This window comes from Paenibacillus sp. RU5M (assembly GCF_900221055.1).
In the GTDB taxonomy this organism is placed as follows: domain Bacteria; phylum Bacillota; class Bacilli; order Paenibacillales; family Paenibacillaceae; genus Paenibacillus; species Paenibacillus marchantiae.
Map to the genome: position 1 here is coordinate 1 of NZ_OBQM01000015.1, position 20587 is coordinate 20587.

General features: G+C 48.2%; 18 protein-coding genes. 9 read left to right on the forward strand and 9 right to left on the reverse strand.

Annotation, left to right across the window (positions count from 1 at the left end; all coding sequences use genetic code 11):
* Positions 1-368: 368 nt before the first annotated feature.
* Positions 369-920 carry a hypothetical protein gene (locus tag CRO25_RS28885; RefSeq protein WP_079697322.1) on the forward strand — a complete coding sequence of 184 codons (552 nt, stop codon included), beginning with the start codon at positions 369-371 and terminating at the stop codon, positions 918-920.
* 481 nt (positions 921-1401) lie between these two features.
* Positions 1402-2511, forward strand: coding sequence for an MFS transporter (locus CRO25_RS28890; protein WP_090997079.1), 1110 nt, complete (start codon positions 1402-1404; stop codon positions 2509-2511).
* A gap of 27 nt (positions 2512-2538) precedes the next feature.
* On the opposite strand, the gene CRO25_RS28895 is transcribed toward CRO25_RS28890, so the two are convergent.
* A complete protein-coding gene (locus CRO25_RS28895; protein ID WP_079697324.1) occupies positions 2539-2979 on the reverse strand; it encodes an Lrp/AsnC family transcriptional regulator in 441 nt (146 codons plus the stop codon).
* A 185-nt stretch (positions 2980-3164) separates the two neighbouring features.
* On the opposite strand from CRO25_RS28895, the gene CRO25_RS28900 reads away from it, so the two are divergent.
* From CRO25_RS28900 to CRO25_RS28910, 4 genes are all read left to right on the forward strand, one after another.
* Positions 3165-4325, forward strand: a complete 1161-nt coding sequence (locus CRO25_RS28900) for a serine hydrolase (RefSeq protein WP_254790166.1) — start codon at positions 3165-3167, stop codon at positions 4323-4325.
* A 91-nt stretch (positions 4326-4416) separates the two neighbouring features.
* Entirely contained in the window at positions 4417-4593 is a 177-nt protein-coding gene (locus CRO25_RS33610; RefSeq protein ID WP_175480621.1) for a hypothetical protein, read from the forward strand.
* Between the two features lie 266 nt (positions 4594-4859).
* A complete protein-coding gene (locus CRO25_RS28905) occupies positions 4860-5678 on the forward strand; it encodes a purine-nucleoside phosphorylase (RefSeq protein WP_079697326.1) in 819 nt (272 codons plus the stop codon).
* Between the two features lie 249 nt (positions 5679-5927).
* On the forward strand, positions 5928-6470 hold the full coding sequence (locus CRO25_RS28910; protein ID WP_079697327.1) for an SMI1/KNR4 family protein: 543 nt from the start codon (positions 5928-5930) through the stop codon (positions 6468-6470).
* 113 nt (positions 6471-6583) lie between these two features.
* Here the strand turns inward: CRO25_RS28910 and CRO25_RS28915 are convergent, their stop codons facing one another.
* Genes CRO25_RS28915 through CRO25_RS28940 form a run of 6 tightly spaced genes read right to left on the reverse strand, consistent with a single transcriptional unit; the run spans position 6584 to position 12533 of the window.
* Positions 6584-6973, reverse strand: a complete 390-nt coding sequence (locus CRO25_RS28915) for a DUF3899 domain-containing protein (RefSeq protein WP_079697328.1) — start codon at positions 6971-6973, stop codon at positions 6584-6586.
* A complete protein-coding gene (locus CRO25_RS28920; RefSeq protein WP_079697329.1) occupies positions 6973-8631 on the reverse strand; it encodes a peptide ABC transporter substrate-binding protein in 1659 nt (552 codons plus the stop codon). Before CRO25_RS28920 ends, CRO25_RS28915 begins: the two co-directional genes overlap by 1 nt.
* Before the next feature lie 32 nt (positions 8632-8663).
* A complete protein-coding gene (locus CRO25_RS28925) occupies positions 8664-9620 on the reverse strand; it encodes an ABC transporter ATP-binding protein (protein WP_079697330.1) in 957 nt (318 codons plus the stop codon).
* Positions 9601-10635, reverse strand: a complete 1035-nt coding sequence (locus CRO25_RS28930; RefSeq protein ID WP_079697331.1) for an ABC transporter ATP-binding protein — start codon at positions 10633-10635, stop codon at positions 9601-9603. The genes CRO25_RS28925 and CRO25_RS28930 overlap by 20 nt, the downstream gene beginning before the upstream one ends.
* A gap of 13 nt (positions 10636-10648) precedes the next feature.
* Positions 10649-11605, reverse strand: coding sequence for an ABC transporter permease (locus tag CRO25_RS28935; protein ID WP_079697332.1), 957 nt, complete (start codon positions 11603-11605; stop codon positions 10649-10651).
* A 1-nt stretch (position 11606) separates the two neighbouring features.
* Entirely contained in the window at positions 11607-12533 is a 927-nt protein-coding gene (locus CRO25_RS28940; protein ID WP_063565301.1) for an ABC transporter permease, read from the reverse strand.
* Positions 12534-12887: 354 nt separating this feature from the next.
* Here CRO25_RS28940 and CRO25_RS28945 point away from each other — a divergent pair, with 354 nt between their 5' ends.
* The 3 genes from CRO25_RS28945 (at position 12888) to CRO25_RS28955 (ending at position 16296) form a co-directional block, all read left to right on the forward strand.
* The gene (locus CRO25_RS28945) at positions 12888-13328 is read left to right on the forward strand and encodes a GNAT family N-acetyltransferase (RefSeq protein WP_079697333.1); all 441 of its coding nucleotides are present in this window, start codon (positions 12888-12890) and stop codon (positions 13326-13328) included.
* A gap of 321 nt (positions 13329-13649) precedes the next feature.
* Positions 13650-14897: an MFS transporter gene (locus CRO25_RS28950; protein WP_063565303.1), complete on the forward strand. Its 1248-nt coding sequence runs from the start codon at positions 13650-13652 to the stop codon at positions 14895-14897.
* 76 nt (positions 14898-14973) lie between these two features.
* Positions 14974-16296 carry an LLM class flavin-dependent oxidoreductase gene (locus CRO25_RS28955; RefSeq protein WP_079697334.1) on the forward strand — a complete coding sequence of 441 codons (1323 nt, stop codon included), beginning with the start codon at positions 14974-14976 and terminating at the stop codon, positions 16294-16296.
* Between the two features lie 32 nt (positions 16297-16328).
* Here the strand turns inward: CRO25_RS28955 and CRO25_RS28960 are convergent, their stop codons facing one another.
* Together CRO25_RS28960 and CRO25_RS28965 are read right to left on the reverse strand one after the other, a co-directional pair.
* Complete coding sequence (locus CRO25_RS28960; protein WP_143806610.1) at positions 16329-17012, reverse strand: hypothetical protein; 684 nt, start codon at positions 17010-17012, stop codon at positions 16329-16331.
* A 193-nt stretch (positions 17013-17205) separates the two neighbouring features.
* On the reverse strand, positions 17206-20355 hold the full coding sequence (locus CRO25_RS28965) for an alpha-mannosidase (protein WP_079697336.1): 3150 nt from the start codon (positions 20353-20355) through the stop codon (positions 17206-17208).
* Between the last annotated feature and the right edge of the window lie 232 nt (positions 20356-20587).

The window sequence follows — 20587 nt, forward strand, 5'->3', positions numbered from 1 at the left end:
GCCGTGGAGGTTATTCGTGTTGGTCGGAAAAAGTATACCACGAAAAGAGAACTCATCCAACCAGAAATGCTTGACAAACATTAGCTGGTTTTTGTTGTATGCAAAATTGTGTGCCAATTTCAGCCGTGCGTTTTAAGGCATCTGTAAGCATAGGCCTGATTCAGTGCCGAAATGAAATTAAGCGGATTGCTTTAAACCGTTATGCGAGTAGTTTATATGTTATAATTTGTAATTAATTCCTGGCCATCTTTGATAAGAGGGGAGAAAATGAAGACTTTCCCATCCCTGTCCATATTCAAGGGTATGAAGATCAGGAAGAGACAGTATATCTTCAAAAGTTGTAGACCGATAAATTGAGGAGATGGGCCATGAAGAAAAAAATCATTTCGATCGTGCTTGCCATCTGGGTATTGATGATTGTGATCAGTGTGGTTCTTCTGTTACTGCCCAGAACGATCCATCTTGATGGTGTGGGTGTAAAATATCGGCTGGGTGGAAAAGACAACAGGGAACCAGAGCAAACGGTTCATATCAAGATGGATGGCAAGCGTTATCTAACGACCTCGGGTGATTACATATTCAAAGGAACCATTGATATTGAAGGTGAGCCTTTCCCTGTACCCGAAGATCAAAAGATGCTCAAAATTCGTTTTCATAAAGGATACGGATCGATGGAGTACATCATTTTTGAAAATGGGAAAACGGATATCTTCCTATACGGAACACTATTTGTTGATCGTGCATTCAGCAAACTCACCATCGCCATTTCCGAGGAGGATTCGAACGAAGAGCAGAACAGTAAAAGCTGGAGCGCCGAAGATGGGCTTATGCTCTCGATGCCTGCAACGAATCGTTCCGAAGCTATTCAGCTCTCTAATGAACTGATGGAAACTTATCTCGGGGGCTATACATTAAAATGAGAAATCATAAACATAAACAGGCATGCATTTACCTTGAGGGCCTTCTCCCTTCATGTAAACGACATGCCTGTTTTTTTATTTATGCTGCAAATCCCTAGTAATTTCCCTTCCTGTCGGGGTCTGGGCCAGACCGCCATCTGCCGTTTCTCGTAAGGATTCCGGCAAGAGTCGTACAGGAACGCTTTCAATAACCTTCGATGTTCTCCCATCCTCTTTAATAATCCAGTACGCGATGATAACTGTTTAATAGCGTTTACAATAAAATTCAAAGTGAAACACCGAAATAAAACGGATTATCCTCCTAAAACGCTCGATCTGCCGTTGATTAAGTATGCCAAATGTTGGTCTGATTTTATAAGCTTATTCTGTAGGCCAGATGCTTCTGGACTATACAAAAAATAAAGGAAAAAGGAGAGTTTTTGTGAACGCGAACACAATCGCAAAAGAACGCCTCCCCTGGTCAGCTCTGCTCGCTTTGGCCATGGCTGGATTTATATGCATTCTTACAGAAAGCCTGCCGGCGGGGCTGCTGCCGCAAATAGCACAAGATCTGGAGATCGGGGAAGGTTTGGCTGGACAGCTCGTCACTTTGTATGCGGTGGGATCTCTTCTGGCGGCAATTCCCCTGACGACATCAACTCGTGGATGGAGACGCAGGCCGCTGCTGCTATCATGCATCTTCGGTTTTCTGATTTTCAACACGATTACGGCCGTATCCTCGGTATATGGTTTGACCCTTGCTGCACGCTTCATGGCGGGTGTATCTGCTGGAGTGTTGTGGGGGATGACTGCAGGTTACGCACGCCGGATGGTTTCAGACTCGCTAAAGGGAAAAGCGATGGCTGTCGCCATGGTGGGAACACCGCTCGCCCTTGCATTGGGCGTTCCCTTGGGAACCTTTTTGGGCAATTACGCAGGATGGCGTCTTATTTTTGAAACAGTCTCATTATTGACGCTAGTACTTGTATTGTGGGTGCTCTGGAAAGTACCTGACTATGAGGGGGAGCCTGCACGTCAGCAGCTTGCGCTTCATCGGATCTTTGTTATACCGGGGGTTCGCCCCATATTGTTTGTTGTTCTGACCTGGGTACTGGCCCATAACATTCTGTACACGTATATCTCACCTTATCTGGGCGAGACGATGCTGTCCGAAAGGGTGGACCTGGTTCTGATGATCTTTGGAGTGACTTCGGTAATCGGTATATGGATTATTGGACTGTTGATTGACCGTTACATGAGATTATTGATTCTGGTTAGCCTTGTTCTATTTGCGCTGGCATCGCTGGCAATGGGGATCTTTATCCATCAACCGATAATGATCATTCTGGGAGTAGTCGCTTGGGGGCTTACATTTGGCGGAGCGGCTACGTTATTACAGACTGCAATTGCGCAGGCCGGAGGCCAAAGTGCCGATGTTGCCCAATCCATGCTGGTGACAGCATGGAACCTGGGGATCGGAGGGGGAGGGATTGTTGGAGCTATCCTGCTGGACCAGACAGGCGCTCGTTTCCTGCCCATTTCCCTGATCCTGTTGATCGTTATGGCCTTACTCGTCGCCTGGTCCGCCAGTAAACATGGTTTCCCAAGATAGGTTATTGAACTATGATCGATGAAACATTTACACCGGATTCGTTCCTTCGATGAGATTTTTGGTTGCAATAGGTGAGGACATCGCGATGAGGGTGGTGTAGGTACCGTATTGATCGCATCGGTCTCCAAATGCTTCAAGACCAGCAATCGAATCCGTCATGATTTTCAACAGGTAATTATGTTCTCCACTGACGCGGTGGCATTCGACCACTTCGGGTGACGAGCGGCAAAAATCAAGAAAGGCATGACAATCCCGTGTGCGAAAAAGAAGATAGGAAGTACTCGATCTCCCTATTTTCTGCGGGGAAATGATAGTACGGTACTCTTCGATTACGCCGCTTTCTTCCAAGCGCTTCACGCGTTCCGTAACGGCGGGTTGAGACAAACCGACCAGCTTGCCCAGTTCCGTCATGGATATCCTTGCCTGGTTTTGCAAATGAAAGAGGATATTAGTATCGATTTGGTCCATAAGATGGCCTCCTTTTAAATTATAGGAAATATTTTGTGAATGCCTTTATATTCATTGTAGATTAAAGCAGATAACTTGGTTGTCTTATGTAATATGAATGAGATCATTTATATAATAAGCACACTTACTTTAAATAATCAAGCACGTGGCACATGGAGGGGAAGAGAGAAATGGGAGACAGAAATATGAAGTTTAATCCTGCATTTGTAGAAGAAGTGATTCACCGTACGTTGGCAGAAAAAAGAATTGTGGGTTCCGTTGTTCAGATTGCGTGGAAAGGGGAAGTGGTCTATAACAGCGCGGATGGCCTCGCCGATCGAGAACAGAACAGACGCATGCAAGAAAATGCACTGTTCAGGTATGCTTCTGTAACCAAACCGATTGTATCCACCGCCGCCATGGTATTGATATCCCAAGGTAAATTAAAGCTGGATGACCCGGTTATGAAATGGCTGCCTGAATTCCGTCCCAAACAGCCAAATGGGGAAGTTGCCTCCATGACGGTTCATCATCTGATGACACATACGGCGGGTTTAACGTATCGTTTTTTTCAGGAAAACGGAGGAACGTACGAACTTGCCGGAGTATCAGATGGAATGGATATCGCTGGCATTACGCTGGAAGAGAATTTGCAGAGGATTGCTTCTACTCCACTGCTGTATGAGCCCGGGAAGATGTGGAGATATTCGATTGCAACTGATGTACTCGGTGCAGTTATTGAGAAAGTGACCGGGCTGACACTGCGAGAGGCAGTACAACTGCTCGTAACTCATCCGCTGGGCATGAAGGATACGGATTTTGTCGCTGTGGACTCGGAGAGAATGACGGCTGCCTATGCGGACAGTTCCGACATTTCTGGGCAACCTCGTCGCTTGCGTGATGAGGACCAGGTTCCTTTTATTGAAGGAACGGCAGGCTTCCAACTTGCACCAGAAAGATACCTTGATCCATCGGCCTATCTCTCGGGTGGTGCGGGCATGGTAGGAAGTGTGGGAGACTTTCTAGTATTGCTCGAAACGCTGCGTCAAGGTGGAGGTTCGCTGCTTCCTAAAGCGCTGGTCACCGAAATGACGACTAATCAGATTGGCGATCTGGACATGCCTTATTGGCCGGGCAGAGGATTTGGCCTGGGATTCACATTGCTGAAAGATCAGGTAGAAGCAGGTACACCGGAGTCTGCTGGAACGTGGCGTATGGGAGGAACCTATGGTCACTCGTGGTTTGTTGATCCGGCGGAAGAACTGAGCGTTGTCGCGTTTACGAATACAGCTCTGGAGGGCATGTCAGGCAGGTTCACAACGGAACTTTACGAGGCTGTCTATGAGGGGATTGAGCGAGAGAGATAAGTAGTGTGATGGATTATTATGGAAAAATGTGATAAAGTAAAGCAGCAGATTACAGTGAATTCTAAATTTGATTCCGAAATGAGATGAGAAGATGGATCGCATCCGCAATTACTTGTTTGTCTTCGCAGGCAATTTTGTAGCTGCCTATATGATCTTTCCAGAAAGAACTATTGGTAAATCCGTGATGTTTGCTTCACTGATGCTGCTGCTGAGCATGGGAATGGATTTCATGAAAAGCAAAAATCAGCATTCGCTGGAGCAGCAGTAAGCCAGCTTATCATTACATGTCACTCGGAATACCTTATCCGTATTTAATAATGGGGCCGATTCTCGACAGAGGATCGGTTTTTTGTGTACATTTGAAGCATGAATGGACTGAATGTTGGTTGAGTCAGAAGGTGGGGGAGTTTTTCCTATGATCCGAAAACCAAAATCTCTTTATCTGGCTCCCATTTACATGTCCACGATTGTTCATTACACTTGGTTTATAGTAATTACTTAATCCAAACTCAGATGTTCAGGGGGAATATATTTATGCATCAATCCGCACATATTCAGGAAGCCAGAGATTACATATTAAACCGTATTAATGATAAACCTGTCGTGGGCATGATTCTGGGATCAGGGCTGGGAGCGCTCGCGGACGAGATCGAGAATGCTACCGTCATTCCATATACGGACATTCCTTATTTTGCTCAATCCGAGGCGATTGGTCATGCCAACGAATTGGTCATCGGAGAGCTGATGGGCAAGACTGTCGTAGCGATGAAAGGACGCCTTCATTATTATGAAGGGTTTACGCTGGATGAAGTCACGTTCCCTGTCCGGATTATGAAAGCACTGGGTGTCGAGCAGTTGATCATCACCAATGCTTGTGGAGCCATCAATACCAGCTTCGAACCTGGACAGCTTATGTTGATTACGGATCATATCAATCTGGTAGGCAATAATCCGCTGATGGGGCCGAATAATGCCGAGCTGGGTGTACGCTTCCCTGACGTATCACAGGTATATAATCGCGAACTCCGCAGTATCGCCCTGAAGGTAGCGGAGGAGCAGAATGTTGGTTTGCAGCAAGGGGTATATGCATGGTGGAGTGGTCCGGCGTATGAAACTCCAGCAGAGATTCGCATGATTCGTACGATGGGTGCGGATGCTGTGGGTATGTCGACGGTACCTGAAGCGATTGTAGCCATCCATGGCGGGATGAAAGTACTGGGCATTTCCTGTCTTACCAATATGGCTTGCGGAATTCTGGACCAGCCGTTAAGTCATGATGAAGTAATTGAAGTCGCGGCAAAAGTAAAAACAACCTTCATCGGATTGGTTAAAGGTATTCTGAAAGAGATGTAATTCGGAATCGAGAAGGAAGCTCTACTTTCAAAGCACTAATATGTTAAGCATTGTCCAAGACGGAGGGATTCCGTTGGGCAGTGCTTTTTTTCTTTGGTGAACAAGGCTGTTTAGCAAGATGGGCATAAGCTCCCTTGTATTTTTCATTCCTGTTATCGTACTGTTGGAAGATGGGGAGAAGCGTGAAGTATAGACTTTCTGTATCATCGGATGAGACGACTATAAAGCATATAAAAAGGAGGATGTAGAATGATCAAGCAAGTAGAGCTGCTGTGGCAACGTATTATTGCAAAAGGGACGGTAGCAAATGCAGATTTTGAGGTAGCACTAAATCTTCAGCCTGGTGCGAGCGATGAAGATTTTCGATCCGTAGAAAACGAACTTGGTGTGATATTGCCTGAAGAGATGAAGGCTCTGTATCGTGTGCATAACGGACAAGCCTGGAATGTTGGCGTAGATTCCTTTGTTCGTAACCTGACATTGTCACCTCTGGATCAAGTGAAGGAGAACTGGGCCTTTTTGCAGGAAGAATTCGACCCGGACGAGATGGAGCCCGAGATTGAGGATGATGCCATTAAGCCAGTACTGTGGAACTGCAAATGGATTCCGATTGCGGAAAATGGTGGTGGGGATTATCTATGTCTGGACACTGACCCATCTAGTGCGGGAACGGTAGGACAGGTGTTGTACTTTTGGCATGATTGGGGACATCGGTCGGTTGAGGCTAAGGGATTATTTGAATTTATTCAGAAATGTATAGAAGAAGAGGACGAATCGAACGGTTCCGCTTAATCATTAAGCGGAAGAGAGAGATTTCCCGTGTGAAATAGTGGCGTAGAAAAATAAATCGCTCCCTGGAGTGCAGGCATCAAGCCGCACCAGGGAGCGATTTATTTGTGTAGGATTTACAAGGATACGGGCCAGAGCAACAGCAGTGAACATAGAATCAGACCTGAACCGCCGCCCAAGGTATAGACCGTGAGCTGGCGGAGTAAGGACTTTTTCCAGAACGGCAGAGCTGTCTGGGTGCGAATCCGTTCATTTTCCCGTTGCAGGGCGTTCGATTCTCTGACAAACATGCGCTTGAGATCACCGAATCCTTGCAGAAAGGGGCTCATGAACCCACTCTGCAGCACATGGATTGCTGTTCCGGCCAAGAGACATATCAGACCGGCGACAAACAGCTGGTCTGAACCTTCATGTAGGCCACCGGAGCCGCCTAGTATTCCGCAGAAGTCCAGCAGATAGGCAGCCAGAGCCGTTATCAGACCGGCCAGAGCGTAACGGATAAACATTACTCGGCTACCCGCTTGGTGAAGCGGAGATCCGGGTTGGAACGAGTGTCAAAGATAACGCCCTCAATACTAGGACTAATCAATGCAGTGTCGGCAGAGAAGAGGATCGGTATAATTGGCAGTTCGTCCATTAGAATGGCCTCGGCTTGATGCAGCTCTTCAAACCGTTTAACTGGATCAAGCTCAAACGTGGATTCGCTGATCAGCTTGTCGTATTCAGGATTGCTCCAGTTGGTAAAGTTGTTGGAGTTCTTCGATGTGTAGTGTTCCAGCACACCCAGCGGATCGAGGAAGTTTCCTTCCCAGCCCATACGTGCGACTTGGAAATTCTTTTGCTTAAAGGTATCGATGTAAGTTTTCCATTCCTGATTCTCCAAGTTGACTTCAATACCCAGATTAGTTTTGAGCATTTCCTGAATGGCTTCGGCTACTTTTTTATGTTTGTCGGACGTATTGTATTTGAAGGTAACTGTCGGGAGTGCAGATAAGCCTTCTTCCTTCAATCCTTCCGCCAGCAATTCTTTGGCTTTTGCCGGATCGTATGCATAATATTGGGTTGGCGCCTCTTCCCGGAAATCTTTGCCGGATGGTGCTGTTACGCCGTAAGGGACATATCCGAAAGCTGGTGTTTCACCGCCCTTGGTTACACTTGTCGTCAACGCTTCACGATCAAGTGCATAAGCTAGGGCCTGTCTGATCTTTTTGTTCGTGAAAGGTTTTTCCTCCACATTGAAGGAGTAGGTATATACGCTGAACGAAGGATGGGATAGGAACTCCGCATTGTTCCGCTCTTGATCAAGCGTATCCACTGGTAGGGAGAGGATCAGGTCAAGCTCACCCGTTTTGAACAGTTGATAGTACGTGTTGGAGTCCTGAACCATTTTGAAATGGATGGTATCCATCGTGATGTTGGATTTATCCCAGTATTGATCATTTTTGGCCAGTGTAATTTGTTCATTGTGTTTCCATTCCTTAGCAATGTAAGGACCGTTACCTACAATCGTATCGGCTTCTGCTGCCCACTTCTCATTGTTGTCCACAACGGAAGCTTGAACCGGCAGATAAGCATGGCCAACGACAATGGTTGGGAAGAAGGCCAGCGGAGATTTCAGCTCAACCACCAGTGTATGGTCATCTTTAGCGGTCACACCGACATCCTCAGCTTTTCCTTTTCCCGTGTTATAAGCTTCTGCGCCTTTAATGTAATACAGAGAAGAGGGGTCGTAAGCGGCAGTGGCAGGGTTCAATACACGTTTCCAAGAGTATTCAAAATCCTTGGCAGTTACAGGTTCGTTATTCGACCATTTTGCATCGTCGCGGATAGTGAACGTGTAAGTTTTACCGTCCGAAGATACATCGGCTTTGCTGGCTGCCCCTTCAACGATTTTGCCTGATTTGTCGTATGTATACAGTCCCTCATATAGATTATCAATCACCCAGTAGGATGTTGTATCAGATGCCAGTGCAGGGTCCAGTGTGTATGGTTCTCCACCGGCCAGATTTGTGTTCAGTACTTGCTCAACGTTTGCCGCTGCTGCCTGATTGTCCGGTTTTGAAGCAGTGGCACCATTGTCAGTTGTCGAACTGGAGCATGCGCTCAAGGCAACGGATGCTGCGAGCAAGAGAGAGACGGTCCAGTTCGTTTTTGTTTTGTTCATTTGTTCATTCCTCCATTAATGATTAATTCGTGTTATTCGTAAAGATGACATGCTACCCAGTGTCCTTTTTCGACCTCCCTTCCGGCAGGCATGCGGTTTGCGCAAACATCCATCGCGGCAAAACATCGTTGATGAAACGGACAGCCCGCCGGGGGATGAATGGGACTGGGCGGATTCCCTTGAAGCCGAATACGATCCCTTTGCCCTTTTAAACGGGGATGTGCGGCGGGAATGGCCGACAGCAGCGCCTGAGTGTAGGGGTGGAGCGGATTAGCAAACAGATCGTCCCGTCCGGACAGTTCCATCATTTTACCCAGGTACATGACTCCGATCCGGTCGCTGATATGCTTCACCATAGCCAGATCATGCGCGATAAATAGATACGTCAGTTCCTCTTCGCGCTGCAGATCCTTCAGCAAATTGACGATCTGTGCCTGAATGGACACATCCAGCGCGGAAATGGGTTCATCGGCTACGATGAAACGTGGCTTGACGGCAAGTGCCCGGGCAATCCCGATGCGCTGGCGCTGTCCTCCACTGAATTCATGGGGGAAGCGGTGGGCATGATCCGGGTGAAGCCCGACGCGCAGCAACAAGTCTGCGATGATGTCTTTTCGCGCTTTTCCTCGAGCCAGCTTGTAAGCATCCAGCCCCTCAGCGATAATATCTCCGATGCGAAGCCGCGGGTTAAGCGAAGCGTGCGGGTCCTGAAAGATCATCTGCAGATGGCGGTTCAACTCCCGCTTCTCACGCGGTTTGGCCTGTCCGGTATCTTGTCCGTTAAACAAAATCTGTCCTTCCGTAGCTTTCAGCAGCCCCACGATGGTTCGACCTAGTGTAGATTTGCCGCTGCCGCTCTCGCCGACAAGCCCGAGTGTCTCTCCCCGACGGATGTTCAGGCTGATGCCGTCAACCGATTTGACGGTCAGATTGGACGGGCCGTGAAAATGCTTCTTCACATTGCGAATTTCAATTATAGATTCGGTCATGCTCATTCCTTTCTGCCGGGATACGGTCATCCACTCGAGGAGCTCGAGGATCGTTTAGCCAGCATCTGGCACTGTGTTTTGATGAAAATATGGTTGCATCAGGCATTTCCGTCAAACAGATATCCATCGTGTGCGGACATCGGTCTGCGAACGGACAGCCAGGCGGGAGCGCAGCAATATCCGGGGGCGAGCCCTCAATAGGAATTAGCCTGTCATGTTCTGTATCATCCAGTCGCGGGGTGGACTGGAGCAGTCCCCACGTATATGGATGGCGTGGCCGATCAAAGATATCCTCCACCGTGCCGGTCTCCACAATGGTGCCTGCATACATGACGGCAACGCGGTGAGCCACTTCGGCGACAACGCCCAGGTCATGGGTAATCAGCAAAATTGAACTGCCCGTTTGCTGCTGTAGGCTGCTTAGAATATCCAGAATCTGCGCCTGAATAGTAACGTCGAGAGCGGTCGTTGGCTCATCGGCGATCAGCAGCTTGGGATCACAGGCAAGTGCCATCGCAATGGCAACCCGCTGACGCATTCCTCCGCTGAATTCATGAGGATATTGATGATAGCGGCTTGGTGCATCAGGAATACCCACGAGGTTTAGCAGTTCTACAGATCTGGCCCGAGCATCTTTGGGCGTGAGTTTGCGGTGCTTGCGAAGTCCCTCGCCGATCTGAATACCGACCTTCATCGTTGGATTCAGAGAAGACATGGGGTCCTGGAACACCATGCTGATCTCGGAGCCTCGGATTCGGCGCATGGCTTTAGCGGATAATCCGCTGATAACCCGCCCCTCAAAGCGGATTTCGCCGCTGCGAATACGGCCGTTTGGTGACGAGGACATCCCCATCAGGGAACGGGCGGTTACGCTTTTTCCACTCCCACTTTCACCGACGATGGCAAGTGTCTCTCCTTCATCGACGTGAAAAGAAACATCTCTTACAGCTTCAAGTTCTTTATCACGTGTGGCAAAGGAGACCTTCAAATGATTGACCTCCAGTAAATGACTCATGGTGTGAACCTCCTTAACGGTTGGAGCGCGGATCAAAAGCATCCTGCAGCCCATCACCGAAAGCGTTAAATGCAAACATGGTAAGCGAGATCATTAGACCGGGAAATAACAGTCTCCACCATTGTCCACTCAGAATGACCCCAAGCGAATCGTTGGCCATCGTCCCCAAGCTAGCGATGGGTGACTGGATACCGAGTCCTAAAAAGCTCAGAAAGGATTCGGAGAAAATAGCCGATGGAATCGTGAAGGTCAGGTTGACGATAATGATTCCAGCCGCGTTGGGCAGCAGGTGCCTGAAAATGATCTTGGCATGGGATGTGCCGAGCTTCTGCGCTGCAAGCACGTATTCCTGTTGTTTCAATTGCAGGATCTGACCTCGGACGACGCGGGCCATCCCAACCCAACCAGTAATGGACAGGGCAATAATCATCGTTAACAATCCCGGTTTCATAACGACAAGAAGTAGGATGATAACCAGCAAATACGGGATACTGTACAAAATTTCAATGATTCGCATCAAAAGGCTGTCGATTCGATCTCCTGTCCGTCCCTGTCCGGCGCAGTAACCGGCGATTCCGCCAATCAGGACGCCAAGCACGAGGTCTATGGCTGCGGCTGTAAAGCCAATCAGCAGGGATATACGAGCTCCTGACCAGGTACGGGCCCACATATCCCGTCCGAGATCATCCGTGCCAAACCAGTGATCAGCGGAGGGTGGCAAATTGGTCTTGAGCAGGGACTGTGAGCTTGGCGAGTAGGGAACCAGTAACGGACCTACCAGAGCCAGCGCAATAATGACAACGAGCAACAACAAGCCAAGCAAGGATAATCGATGACGAAAAATACTGTATGTACGTTGCTTCCATAAGGGAAGACCCGGGCTGGATATGCGGTTCACACTCAATCGGCTTCGATCTGCCGGTGTGAAGCGAGGGTCCGATGTAATGGGGTCTGTAGTTGTAGCTTTCATGCTAATCTCCTTTGCTGGAAAGCTTGATTCTCGGATCGACGATCCGGTACGACAGGTCGATCAGGAAGAGGGTTACGACCAGAATGACACTGTAAAAGATCGTCGTTCCCATGATGACCGGGTAATCACGGTTGAAGATACTGTCCACAAAATATTTGCCGATTCCCGGAATGGCAAATATCTTCTCAATCACGAAGGTGCCGGTGATTACGGAGGCGAAGAGCGGCCCGATAAAAGATAATACCGGAATGAGTGCGTTTCTCATTCCGTGCCGGATGACGACTGACCAGGTAGATAATCCTTTGGCTTCTGCTGTTCTTATGTATTCCTGCTGCAGCACATCCAGCATGCTGGTCCGCATGAAGCGAGCGATGACAGCCAGTGGTGTTACCGACAAAGCCAGCGAGGGCAGTATCGTATGCTGCCAGGTTCCCCAGGATGCAACGGGGAAGAGCCTCCATTGGACAGCCGCGTATTTAATGAGCAGCGGTGCAAGAATGAAGCTCGGGACGGATATCCCGATGATGGCAATGAACATGGATATGTAGTCCAGCGGCCTTTTGTGGAACAGGGCGGCAACCGTGCCCAGTGCAATGCCTGCAATCAGTGCAATGACAATGGACTGGATGCCAAGAAGGGCGGAGGGTGGAAACCCTCGTGCGATCAATGTGTTGACATCGGTCGTTTTGGACTGGATGGAGGGTCCCAGGTCCAGCACCAGCAAATTTTTCAAATACAGTGCATACTGGACAGCAAGCGGTTCATCCAGATGGTATCTTGCACGCATATTTTGCAGGACAGCTTCAGGTATCGTTTTGGAATCGTTGGAAAAAGGGTCTCCAGGGATCATGTGCATGATTAGAAAAGTCAGCGTCACAATGATCCAGAGCGTCAAAAGCATGGTGAAAAAGCGTTTAACAATATACATGATGCAAATCTCCTGTTCTGTTTCTCTAAGCACTCTTCCCATTTAATCTACTACTGTTCAATTAATAATCGCACAGAAATGCACACATTCGATGTAGAATGCGAGAAACTATTAAAAGCTGATAAGAATACTAGGTATATTAAAGTGGTTTGTATATATTGTCAACATTAGGTAGTCAGGTTTGTTACTTTGGATAACTCTTAGAATATAAAAATGGCTTGCTTTTTCCTGTATAATTGGGGTCAGATAAATGTATCAAATCCCCCATAGACCAATGATCCGTCTATTCCTATATAGACAATATTAATAGTTCGGATGAAGAATAAAATAATTGAAAAATAAGGAGCCCTTCCAATGAACCAAATAACCATGCGTCAATCCAAGCAGGCAGATCAGGAGCAGCTTGCTGAGTTGCGAGCTTTGGTTCTATATGATGATTTAAACAGGCTGGGAAGGTACGACGATGTGAAGGTTCGTGAACGTTTCCATAATTCATTTGACCCTGTCCACACGTGGATTATTGAGGTCGAGGGTGCACTGGTGGGGTGTGTAGCGTTGAAGCCAAAGTCAGAGGAGATGCTACTTGAGCATTTCTATATTCATCCCGATTATCAGGGTCAACAAATAGGAACTCAAGTGCTGAATATGCTGCTGAAACGGGATGAGGTCCGGGGCAAACGTGTTATTTTAAATGTATTGCAGGGCAGTCCGGCTCGGCGTTTGTATGAACGTTTTGGGTTTGTTTTGGACAGTGAAGATGAGGTGGATGTGTTCATGTCCGTTCAAGTGCACTAATTGTTACTGTACATCTATATAAGTTGAACTATTCTTTTACACAGAAACGGAGAGGACAGAAAAAACCTGGAAAAGCGAAGCGTTCGCCTTTATCAGCGGATTTTTCCCTTGAGAAAAGGGAATCAAAAAAATCTGGGGATAACAGCGATTGGAAGGTTATTCTGTCATCGGAGTGTTCAGTGTAAAATCTTTAGTTCAAGTTATATAACAGACCCATTCATTTAATTCTTGAATGGGTCTATTGAACTTTTCTATTATACTTTCCAGTGATGGTATCCTAATATGGATAATAACCTACTTTTTATATAGGAATTATATAGTATGGAGAATACCAAGATGCCGCATTGGAAGCGAAATCTGTATATTCTGTGGTTTGGCCTATTTTTCAATCATATGGCTTACACCTTGTCTGTTCCGTTCTTTCCGCTGTTTCTGCAAAATGATCTCGGTATTCAGAGCGGATTGGAAGTCTGGTCCGGCATTTCGATCTCGATCAGCTTTCTGATCAGCGGACTATGTGCTCCTTTCTGGGGCTCGCTAGCTGACAGATACGGAAGCAAACTGATGCTGATTCGTTCGGGCGTTGGCCTCGCCATTGCTCATCTGGCTAACTATTTCGTTTATGACCCTTACACGTTTATCGCTGTGCGGATATTTCAAGGACTCATGGCTGGTTTCAATCCTGCATCTATTACATTGGTCGGCACCAATACACCAGAGAAGCATGTAGGTTATGCGCTTGGCGTCATCTCCACATCCACGGCTGCCGGAGGAATTCTGGGACCGCTTGTGGGTGGAGTACTAAGCCATTGGATCGGGCTGCGAGGATGCTTTATCGCCTCGGGAATCATTACGCTGCTCTCGGCTGTGATGGTGATATGGGTAAAAGAAGCCCGCGGTCCCCGTACTGTGGTTCGCACAAGTATTCTGGGTGATCTAAAAAAAGCTGCCTCCACTCCGGGATTGATGCGGATCTATGGTTTGATTTTGCTTGTTTCGACTTCCGTGCTCATTATTGAACCTGTATTGACGCTTTATGTGGTCCAGATTGGTGGAGACGTGAGTAGTGCAACACTTAGTGCAGGAATCGTCTTCTCAGCCATCGGCGTGGCAACGGTAATAATGGGGCCGCGCTGGGGACGGATTGGTGGGAAAATCGGATACGAGAAAACGCTGTTTATTGGCCTGCTGGGCGGCGGCATTGGCAGTTTACTGCAACTGACGGCGTATAACCTCATTTATTTTGGAAGTCTGCGATTTGTCTACGGTCTGTTCTTTGCTGCCGTGTATCCGGCCTTGAATGCGTTAATCATCAAATATGCTGACCGTGATTTCCGGGGAAGGGCTGTCAGTCTGAGTCAGACTGCAAATCAATTCGGTATTGTACTCGGCCCGTTACTCGGCGGTTTTCTGGGCGGATGGACGGGGATTCCTTTTATTTTTCTCCTAACGGGCATTGTCCTTCTGGGAGCAGCCTGGACAGTCCGGGTAAGCGAAAGGAACGAGGCGAATAAACCGGGATTGGGCATGGCAGCAGCAGAAGCAGGCGGAAACAGCATAAAGAAATGATGAAATGATCCTCAGAGAAAAAAAGGTACTTGGACTGAATTAAATGGTCATCACTACAACATAGGGAGGAATTAATATGTCACAACGACGATTGAGATTGGGAGCAAACTTGAATGGAGTGGGAAATAGCATCTCTTTTTGGCGACACCCGGATATTCCGATCAATGCCAGCGTAAATCTGGATTTCTACAAGAAACAGGCGATTAAGGCGGAGGAAGGGAAATTCGATCTGCTCTTTATTGCGGACGGCCTCTTTATTAACGAGAAATCCAACCCGCATTTCCTGAATCGTTTTGAACCGTTAACCCTGCTCTCTGTTCTTGCGGGAGCAACCTCACACATCGGACTGGTTGCGACGTTGTCTACCTCATATAGTGAACCATTCACAGTGGCAAGACAATTTGCTTCCCTGGACCATATTAGTGGAGGACGAGCCGGATGGAATGTAGTCACTTCGCCACTGGAAGGCTCAGCGCTGAATTTTGGCAAAGGTGAACATCCGAACCACGCGCTGCGCTACGAAATTGCAGAAGAACATCTGAATGTGGTCAAAGGGCTGTGGGATTCATGGGAGGATGACGCGTTTATCGGGGATAAAGAGAACGGTGTTTTCTTCGATTCATCCAAACTGCATACGCTGAACCACAAGGGAGATCACTTCTCCGTTCAGGGTCCACTCAATGTGGCGCGTTCGGAGCAGGGACATCCGGTCGTTTTCCAGGCAGGTTCTTCCGAATCCGGCAAGGATCTGGCGGCCCGATCGGCCGATGCTGTATACACGGGGCATGAGACGTTGGAGGAAGCTCAGGAGTTCTATTCGGATGTGAAAGCAAGAGCGGTGGCTTATGGTCGTAAGGCAGAAGATATTCTGATCTTCCCTGGCATCGGTCCCATTGTGGGCAGAACGGAGGAAGAAGCGGAGCGCAAGTACCAGGAGATCGCGGAGTTGGTCGATATTGACCATGCACTGAACTATTTGGGCCGATACTTCGATCATTATGACTTCGCCCAATTCCCATTGGATGAGCCCTTCCCCGAGATTGGTGATTTGGGAAGTAATAGCTTCCGCAGTACAACAGACAAGATCAAGCAGCAGGCACGAGAACAGGGACTGACCCTCCGCCAAGTGGCATTGCTTGCATCGACGCCTCGCACTTCTTTCATCGGTACACCGGATCAGATCGCTGATCAGATTCAGGAGTGGTTCGAAGAGGGAGCTGCGGACGGTTTCAATATTCGTACAGTTGTGCCGAACGGACTCGCGGACTTCGTGGATCTGGTCGTACCTGTTTTACAAGAGCGCGACCTGTTCCGTACCGAGTATGAGCATGAGACACTGCGCGGTAATCTGGGTCTTGAGATTCCACTCAATCGATATACATTGGAGACGGTAAAATAAATCAATTATCGCAAATCGAACTTGCTTCCAGTTCAGAATGCTTTAAAAGCGATCCAGACAGCCCCTATCATAACGACAATCCCGCATACCTTGCTCAAAAAGTAATCAAAGTCGCTAGGCTCGACATCGTTCGCCCAGAACGAACGAAGTGAGAGGTAGAAAAGGAAGTCTTGAAATTTTTGATAACGGAAGCTGCACCATCCGAAAATCACTGCGGCTAATGCGAGAAACAGATAACCTGGAGCACCACGAGTGTAATGATATTCTGGGTAAGCGGCTGTTACAAGCGTTGCAGGAGAGAATTGTTCTTCCCCATCCTGAAGTACTCTTTGGCTGCCAACGTACAAGAAGACCTCGGAAACGCTATTGCCTTTTGCATCAAAACTTATTAATTGTCCGGAATGATCTTGGACTTCATACTTGTTCCCGTTAGGATATATCAACTTATACGTTGTACTAAACGCAGAATCAATTTTCGTGATGATATATTGCTGATGATTGATGTAAACAGTCCGTTCCTGATGATCAAGGCGTACTTGAATAGGATCTGCCGTTCCGCTGCGATAAGTCATTAGATTAGCTTGTTCAATATCCAATGTGTACTTGTTGTTCTCAACATGGAAAATCGGCTCTGTGAAATAAGGTCTGGACAGGATCGCGATGATTACGGACAGGACCAGAACGCATGAAAAGAAAATGAAGGTGGGGGACTTCATTTTTTTGAGTGACTCTCCCATATAAACGCCATCCTTTCCATTTAGTTCTATAATACGTCATTAAGAAGCACAGGTTGCGATCTCCGTTACTGCCTGAATAACGGCCGAATAACGACAACACGAAGAAACCAGCAATTCGCCCATCATCTGGGGACTTGCTGGTTTCTTTGGTTAAGATGCTGCATTTATACGATTATACTCTCAGATCAATCTCAAACGTCTTGATTTCATACGGCTCAAGTGTAAAAGTTACTGGCGTATCATGCAGGAGTTCACCATCCGGCACTTCCATTAGATTGCATTCTCTCCACGCATGAATCCGCAGATCACTTGTCAATTCCAGCGTATTCATGCTGCCGGAATAATCATGCACGCGTACGATGACACGATTGGAATCCTCCGCCTTCTTAACTGCCGAGATCATGGCTGTGCTGCCGGACAAGGTGAACATGGAGCGACTTGGCTGCTCTGATTGTCCCTGTGTATATCGAGCTGGAGCATTCAGAAGCCAGGCTTGCTGCACGGTTCCGCCAACGAGCCAATCTCCCTGATGCGGAAGTAGAGCATAGGTGAAGCTGTGTAGTCCCTGATCGGCATGTGGATCAGGGTGCGTAGCGCTCTTGATCAGGGTCAGCCGCATGACGTTATCTTTAATGTCATACCCGTATTTGGAATCATTCAGCAAACTGACGCCATAACCTCTGTCGGATAGATCAGCCCATTGATGGCCAACGGATTCGAAACGCGCCCAGTCCCAGCTTGTGTTCCAGTGCGTGGGCCGTTTAACGTTACCGAACTGAATATCATAGGTGGCTTCAGTGGAGCGGATGCCGACTGGGAAGGCAACCTTCAGCAATTGTTGCTGTTCATGCCAATCCACCTCAGTGGCGTAATCGATTCGTCTATGCCCGGTATATACAGTCATGTTCTGCGTAATGGTGGAGCCAAGGTATTCCCAAGCAAAGCGGATCACGGCCTGAAGCGGACCAGTCTCTACGACTTCAATGCTGGTGCATTTCGTAATCTCTCGCATATCCTCCTGATAGAAGATATCAATATCCCAGGCCTCGTGGGCAAGTGGTTTGTCCTCGAACACCTGAAGCACATTGCCTCTTGCGCCTTTGGCAAGCACCTCACGGTGTGGCTCTTTATCGTAAAGGCGTGTCAACTGCCCATTCTCATTCCACTCGAGCAGATAGAATGGTGTCTCGATTCCATTAGCTGTGTGGATGAATGGAGATTGCTCAGGGATATCGTTTACCGTATTGCTCTGGAAGTGAATTGTGGTATACCCCAGCGAAGGAATATCCTTTACCTCGACGGACCAACGTGCATCCTGGTATTGAGCGTTCAGAATCTCACCGGAATCGCTCAGCCAGGTCCCCGTTGCCAATTCGCCTGAAGCCGCAGGAATGCTCACGATCTCTGTAACGACCCATGGGGAAGCATTCCAGATGGTGTACGTATAAGGAGATTCTCCGCTGCCAGCGATAGCGGTCCGAGCCTGCGTGTCCACGTGACGGCCAATCTGTTCGGCTTCTGCATATTCAATTCTACTATCCTCATACACCTCTGTGATGGAGGAACCGGGAATGATGTCATGGAACTGGTTGCGCAAAATGATTTTCCATCCCTCGGTCAAGGACTTCGCTTGATACAGATCCCAGTCATTGTGCACAATACTTTGCAATGAATTCAGCCATTCCGCTTCACGGTAAGCCAGCTCAAGCTTGCGGTTCATCCGTTTGTTGTACGCCTGGCTGGTATACGTTCCGCGGTGATATTCCAGATACAGCTCGCCATCCCATGTATGGATGTACGAATCGGTCTTCTCCACCGTCTCCTGCAGCTTTTCAAAATAATCATCTGCGCGTCCTGTCTTGACCTTGGGCAATCCGGGCAGTTGATCCAGCCGCCGTCTCATCTCCAGCATTTCGCGGTTAACTCCGCCTCCGCCATCGCCATATCCGTATGACAGCAGTAGATCCTGGTTCATCTCCTTATCGCGGTAGGCATCCCAGATGCCCTTGACCGTCTTCGGAATGATTTTTCCGTTATAGGTATAGAACCAGGAACCTGGTTCGGACCACGGCTCGGGTGTAGTAATGAAGTGGGTCAGCACCTCTGAGCCGTCAATTCCGCGCCAGTGGAATGTATCGAATGGCATGCGGTTGTATTGGTTCCAGCTGATTTTGGTCGTCATGAACGTATGAATGCCGGATTTTTTCAGAATTTGCGGCAGAGACCAGCTGTAGCCGAATACATCGGGCAACCATAGATATCGGCAATCCGTCCCGAATTCTTCTTTGAGAAAACGAGTGCCAATCAGCAATTGTCGGACCAGGGATTCGCCCGAGGTCAGGTTACAGTCAGCCTCCAGCCACATGCCGCCGCCCGCTTCCCAGCGTCCTTCAGCGACACGCTCCTTGATGGATTCGTACAGTTCCGGGTAGTCCTCTTTCACATATTCGTACAATTGGGGCTGTGTCTGAAGGAAAACATACTCCGGGAACATCTCCATCAGGCGCATGACCGTAGAGAAGGAACGGGCGCATTTCTCGCGCGTATGCTTCAACCGCCACAGCCAAGCAACGTCAATATGAGTATGGCCGATACAAGTGACGGTCACATCAGAGGCTTTGTCCATCGCACTCAATCGGGCGCTCAGGTCATCCCTTGCCTCATGCACAGAGGTATAGAAGACATCGGACTTAGGCTGCGACCAATCAATCAGGCGGAAGGACTGCTGGAGTGCATGAAGCAGCTTTGTGCGTTCAGGTGCATGGGCATCCAGAATGTTGACCGTTTCCAGAATTGCTGACCCTGTAAATACAAGATCATCAACAGCTTCATCCAGCCAACACAGTTCTGCTTGTCTGAACGTATGCGTCTGGTTGCGGGGCTGACCGCCACCTTCCAGACCGGACCATAAGCGGAAGACCAACTCGTTGGTGCTGCCTGCGGCAGAGGCTGGAAAGAACACTTCCTTGTGGTTGGAATCTACGCCTTGAAACGGCTTTCCATCCCAGTAGAACAGTGATTCAAAGCCGGAATTGTTACCACCCCCGGTATCGCCGAAATCAAACAGTCCGACAATCCGTTTATCTTCCCAGGAGGCAGGGAACTCGACTTTTGTACGCAGCCACAAATAGAGATCTCGACCGGACCAACTTTCTCCTGTATGCATAGGCTTCCAATGGATATCGTCTCCCGGCAGGGCAGGGTTAATCTCTTCCCTGCGGTCTTCGCAGGCAAGAAAATGATTTAAAGGCAAACGATCCCGGTAACGGAGCTCGGATAATTCATGAATACGTGCTTGTAGTTTGTTTTCAGTAAGAAACATCGTTAAAAACCCCCAGTTCATTTTATCGGGGAGTGATTCATATATAGAGAGCATCCAAAGCGATTATGTATTACATAACTATTATAGGGGAATGCGCCCATTATAGCGCTTCCATTCGATTTTGACAAATTAAAATATGGATTACTGGTTCTATGTGCAGGTGATTGTCGAATTTAACCAAACGGTGATACACTGAGTTGGAAATTGGTCTGGAGGAGGTGCTCAGGCGCGA

Bases quoted from the DNA above. Each gene is read 5' to 3' on its own strand.
- CRO25_RS28940 (WP_063565301.1), bottom strand. From the start codon at position 12,533: ATGTATATTGTTAAACGCTTTTTCACCATGCTTTTGACGCTCTGGATC.
- CRO25_RS28955 (WP_079697334.1), top strand. From the start codon at position 14,974: ATGTCACAACGACGATTGAGATTGGGAGCAAACTTGAATGGAGTGGGA.
- CRO25_RS28910 (WP_079697327.1), top strand. From the start codon at position 5,928: ATGATCAAGCAAGTAGAGCTGCTGTGGCAACGTATTATTGCAAAAGGG.
- CRO25_RS28945 (WP_079697333.1), top strand. From the start codon at position 12,888: ATGAACCAAATAACCATGCGTCAATCCAAGCAGGCAGATCAGGAGCAG.
- CRO25_RS28920 (WP_079697329.1), bottom strand. From the start codon at position 8,631: ATGAACAAAACAAAAACGAACTGGACCGTCTCTCTCTTGCTCGCAGCA.
- CRO25_RS28930 (WP_079697331.1), bottom strand. From the start codon at position 10,635: ATGAGTCATTTACTGGAGGTCAATCATTTGAAGGTCTCCTTTGCCACA.
- CRO25_RS28950 (WP_063565303.1), top strand. From the start codon at position 13,650: ATGGAGAATACCAAGATGCCGCATTGGAAGCGAAATCTGTATATTCTG.
- CRO25_RS28885 (WP_079697322.1), top strand. From the start codon at position 369: ATGAAGAAAAAAATCATTTCGATCGTGCTTGCCATCTGGGTATTGATG.
- CRO25_RS28895 (WP_079697324.1), bottom strand. From the start codon at position 2,979: ATGGACCAAATCGATACTAATATCCTCTTTCATTTGCAAAACCAGGCA.
- CRO25_RS28925 (WP_079697330.1), bottom strand. From the start codon at position 9,620: ATGACCGAATCTATAATTGAAATTCGCAATGTGAAGAAGCATTTTCAC.
- CRO25_RS28900 (WP_254790166.1), top strand. From the start codon at position 3,165: ATGAAGTTTAATCCTGCATTTGTAGAAGAAGTGATTCACCGTACGTTG.
- CRO25_RS28965 (WP_079697336.1), bottom strand. From the start codon at position 20,355: ATGTTTCTTACTGAAAACAAACTACAAGCACGTATTCATGAATTATCC.
- CRO25_RS28905 (WP_079697326.1), top strand. From the start codon at position 4,860: ATGCATCAATCCGCACATATTCAGGAAGCCAGAGATTACATATTAAAC.
- CRO25_RS28960 (WP_143806610.1), bottom strand. From the start codon at position 17,012: ATGAAGTCCCCCACCTTCATTTTCTTTTCATGCGTTCTGGTCCTGTCC.
- CRO25_RS28890 (WP_090997079.1), top strand. From the start codon at position 1,402: ATGGCTGGATTTATATGCATTCTTACAGAAAGCCTGCCGGCGGGGCTG.
- CRO25_RS28935 (WP_079697332.1), bottom strand. From the start codon at position 11,605: ATGAAAGCTACAACTACAGACCCCATTACATCGGACCCTCGCTTCACA.
- CRO25_RS28915 (WP_079697328.1), bottom strand. From the start codon at position 6,973: ATGTTTATCCGTTACGCTCTGGCCGGTCTGATAACGGCTCTGGCTGCC.
- CRO25_RS33610 (WP_175480621.1), top strand. From the start codon at position 4,417: ATGGATCGCATCCGCAATTACTTGTTTGTCTTCGCAGGCAATTTTGTA.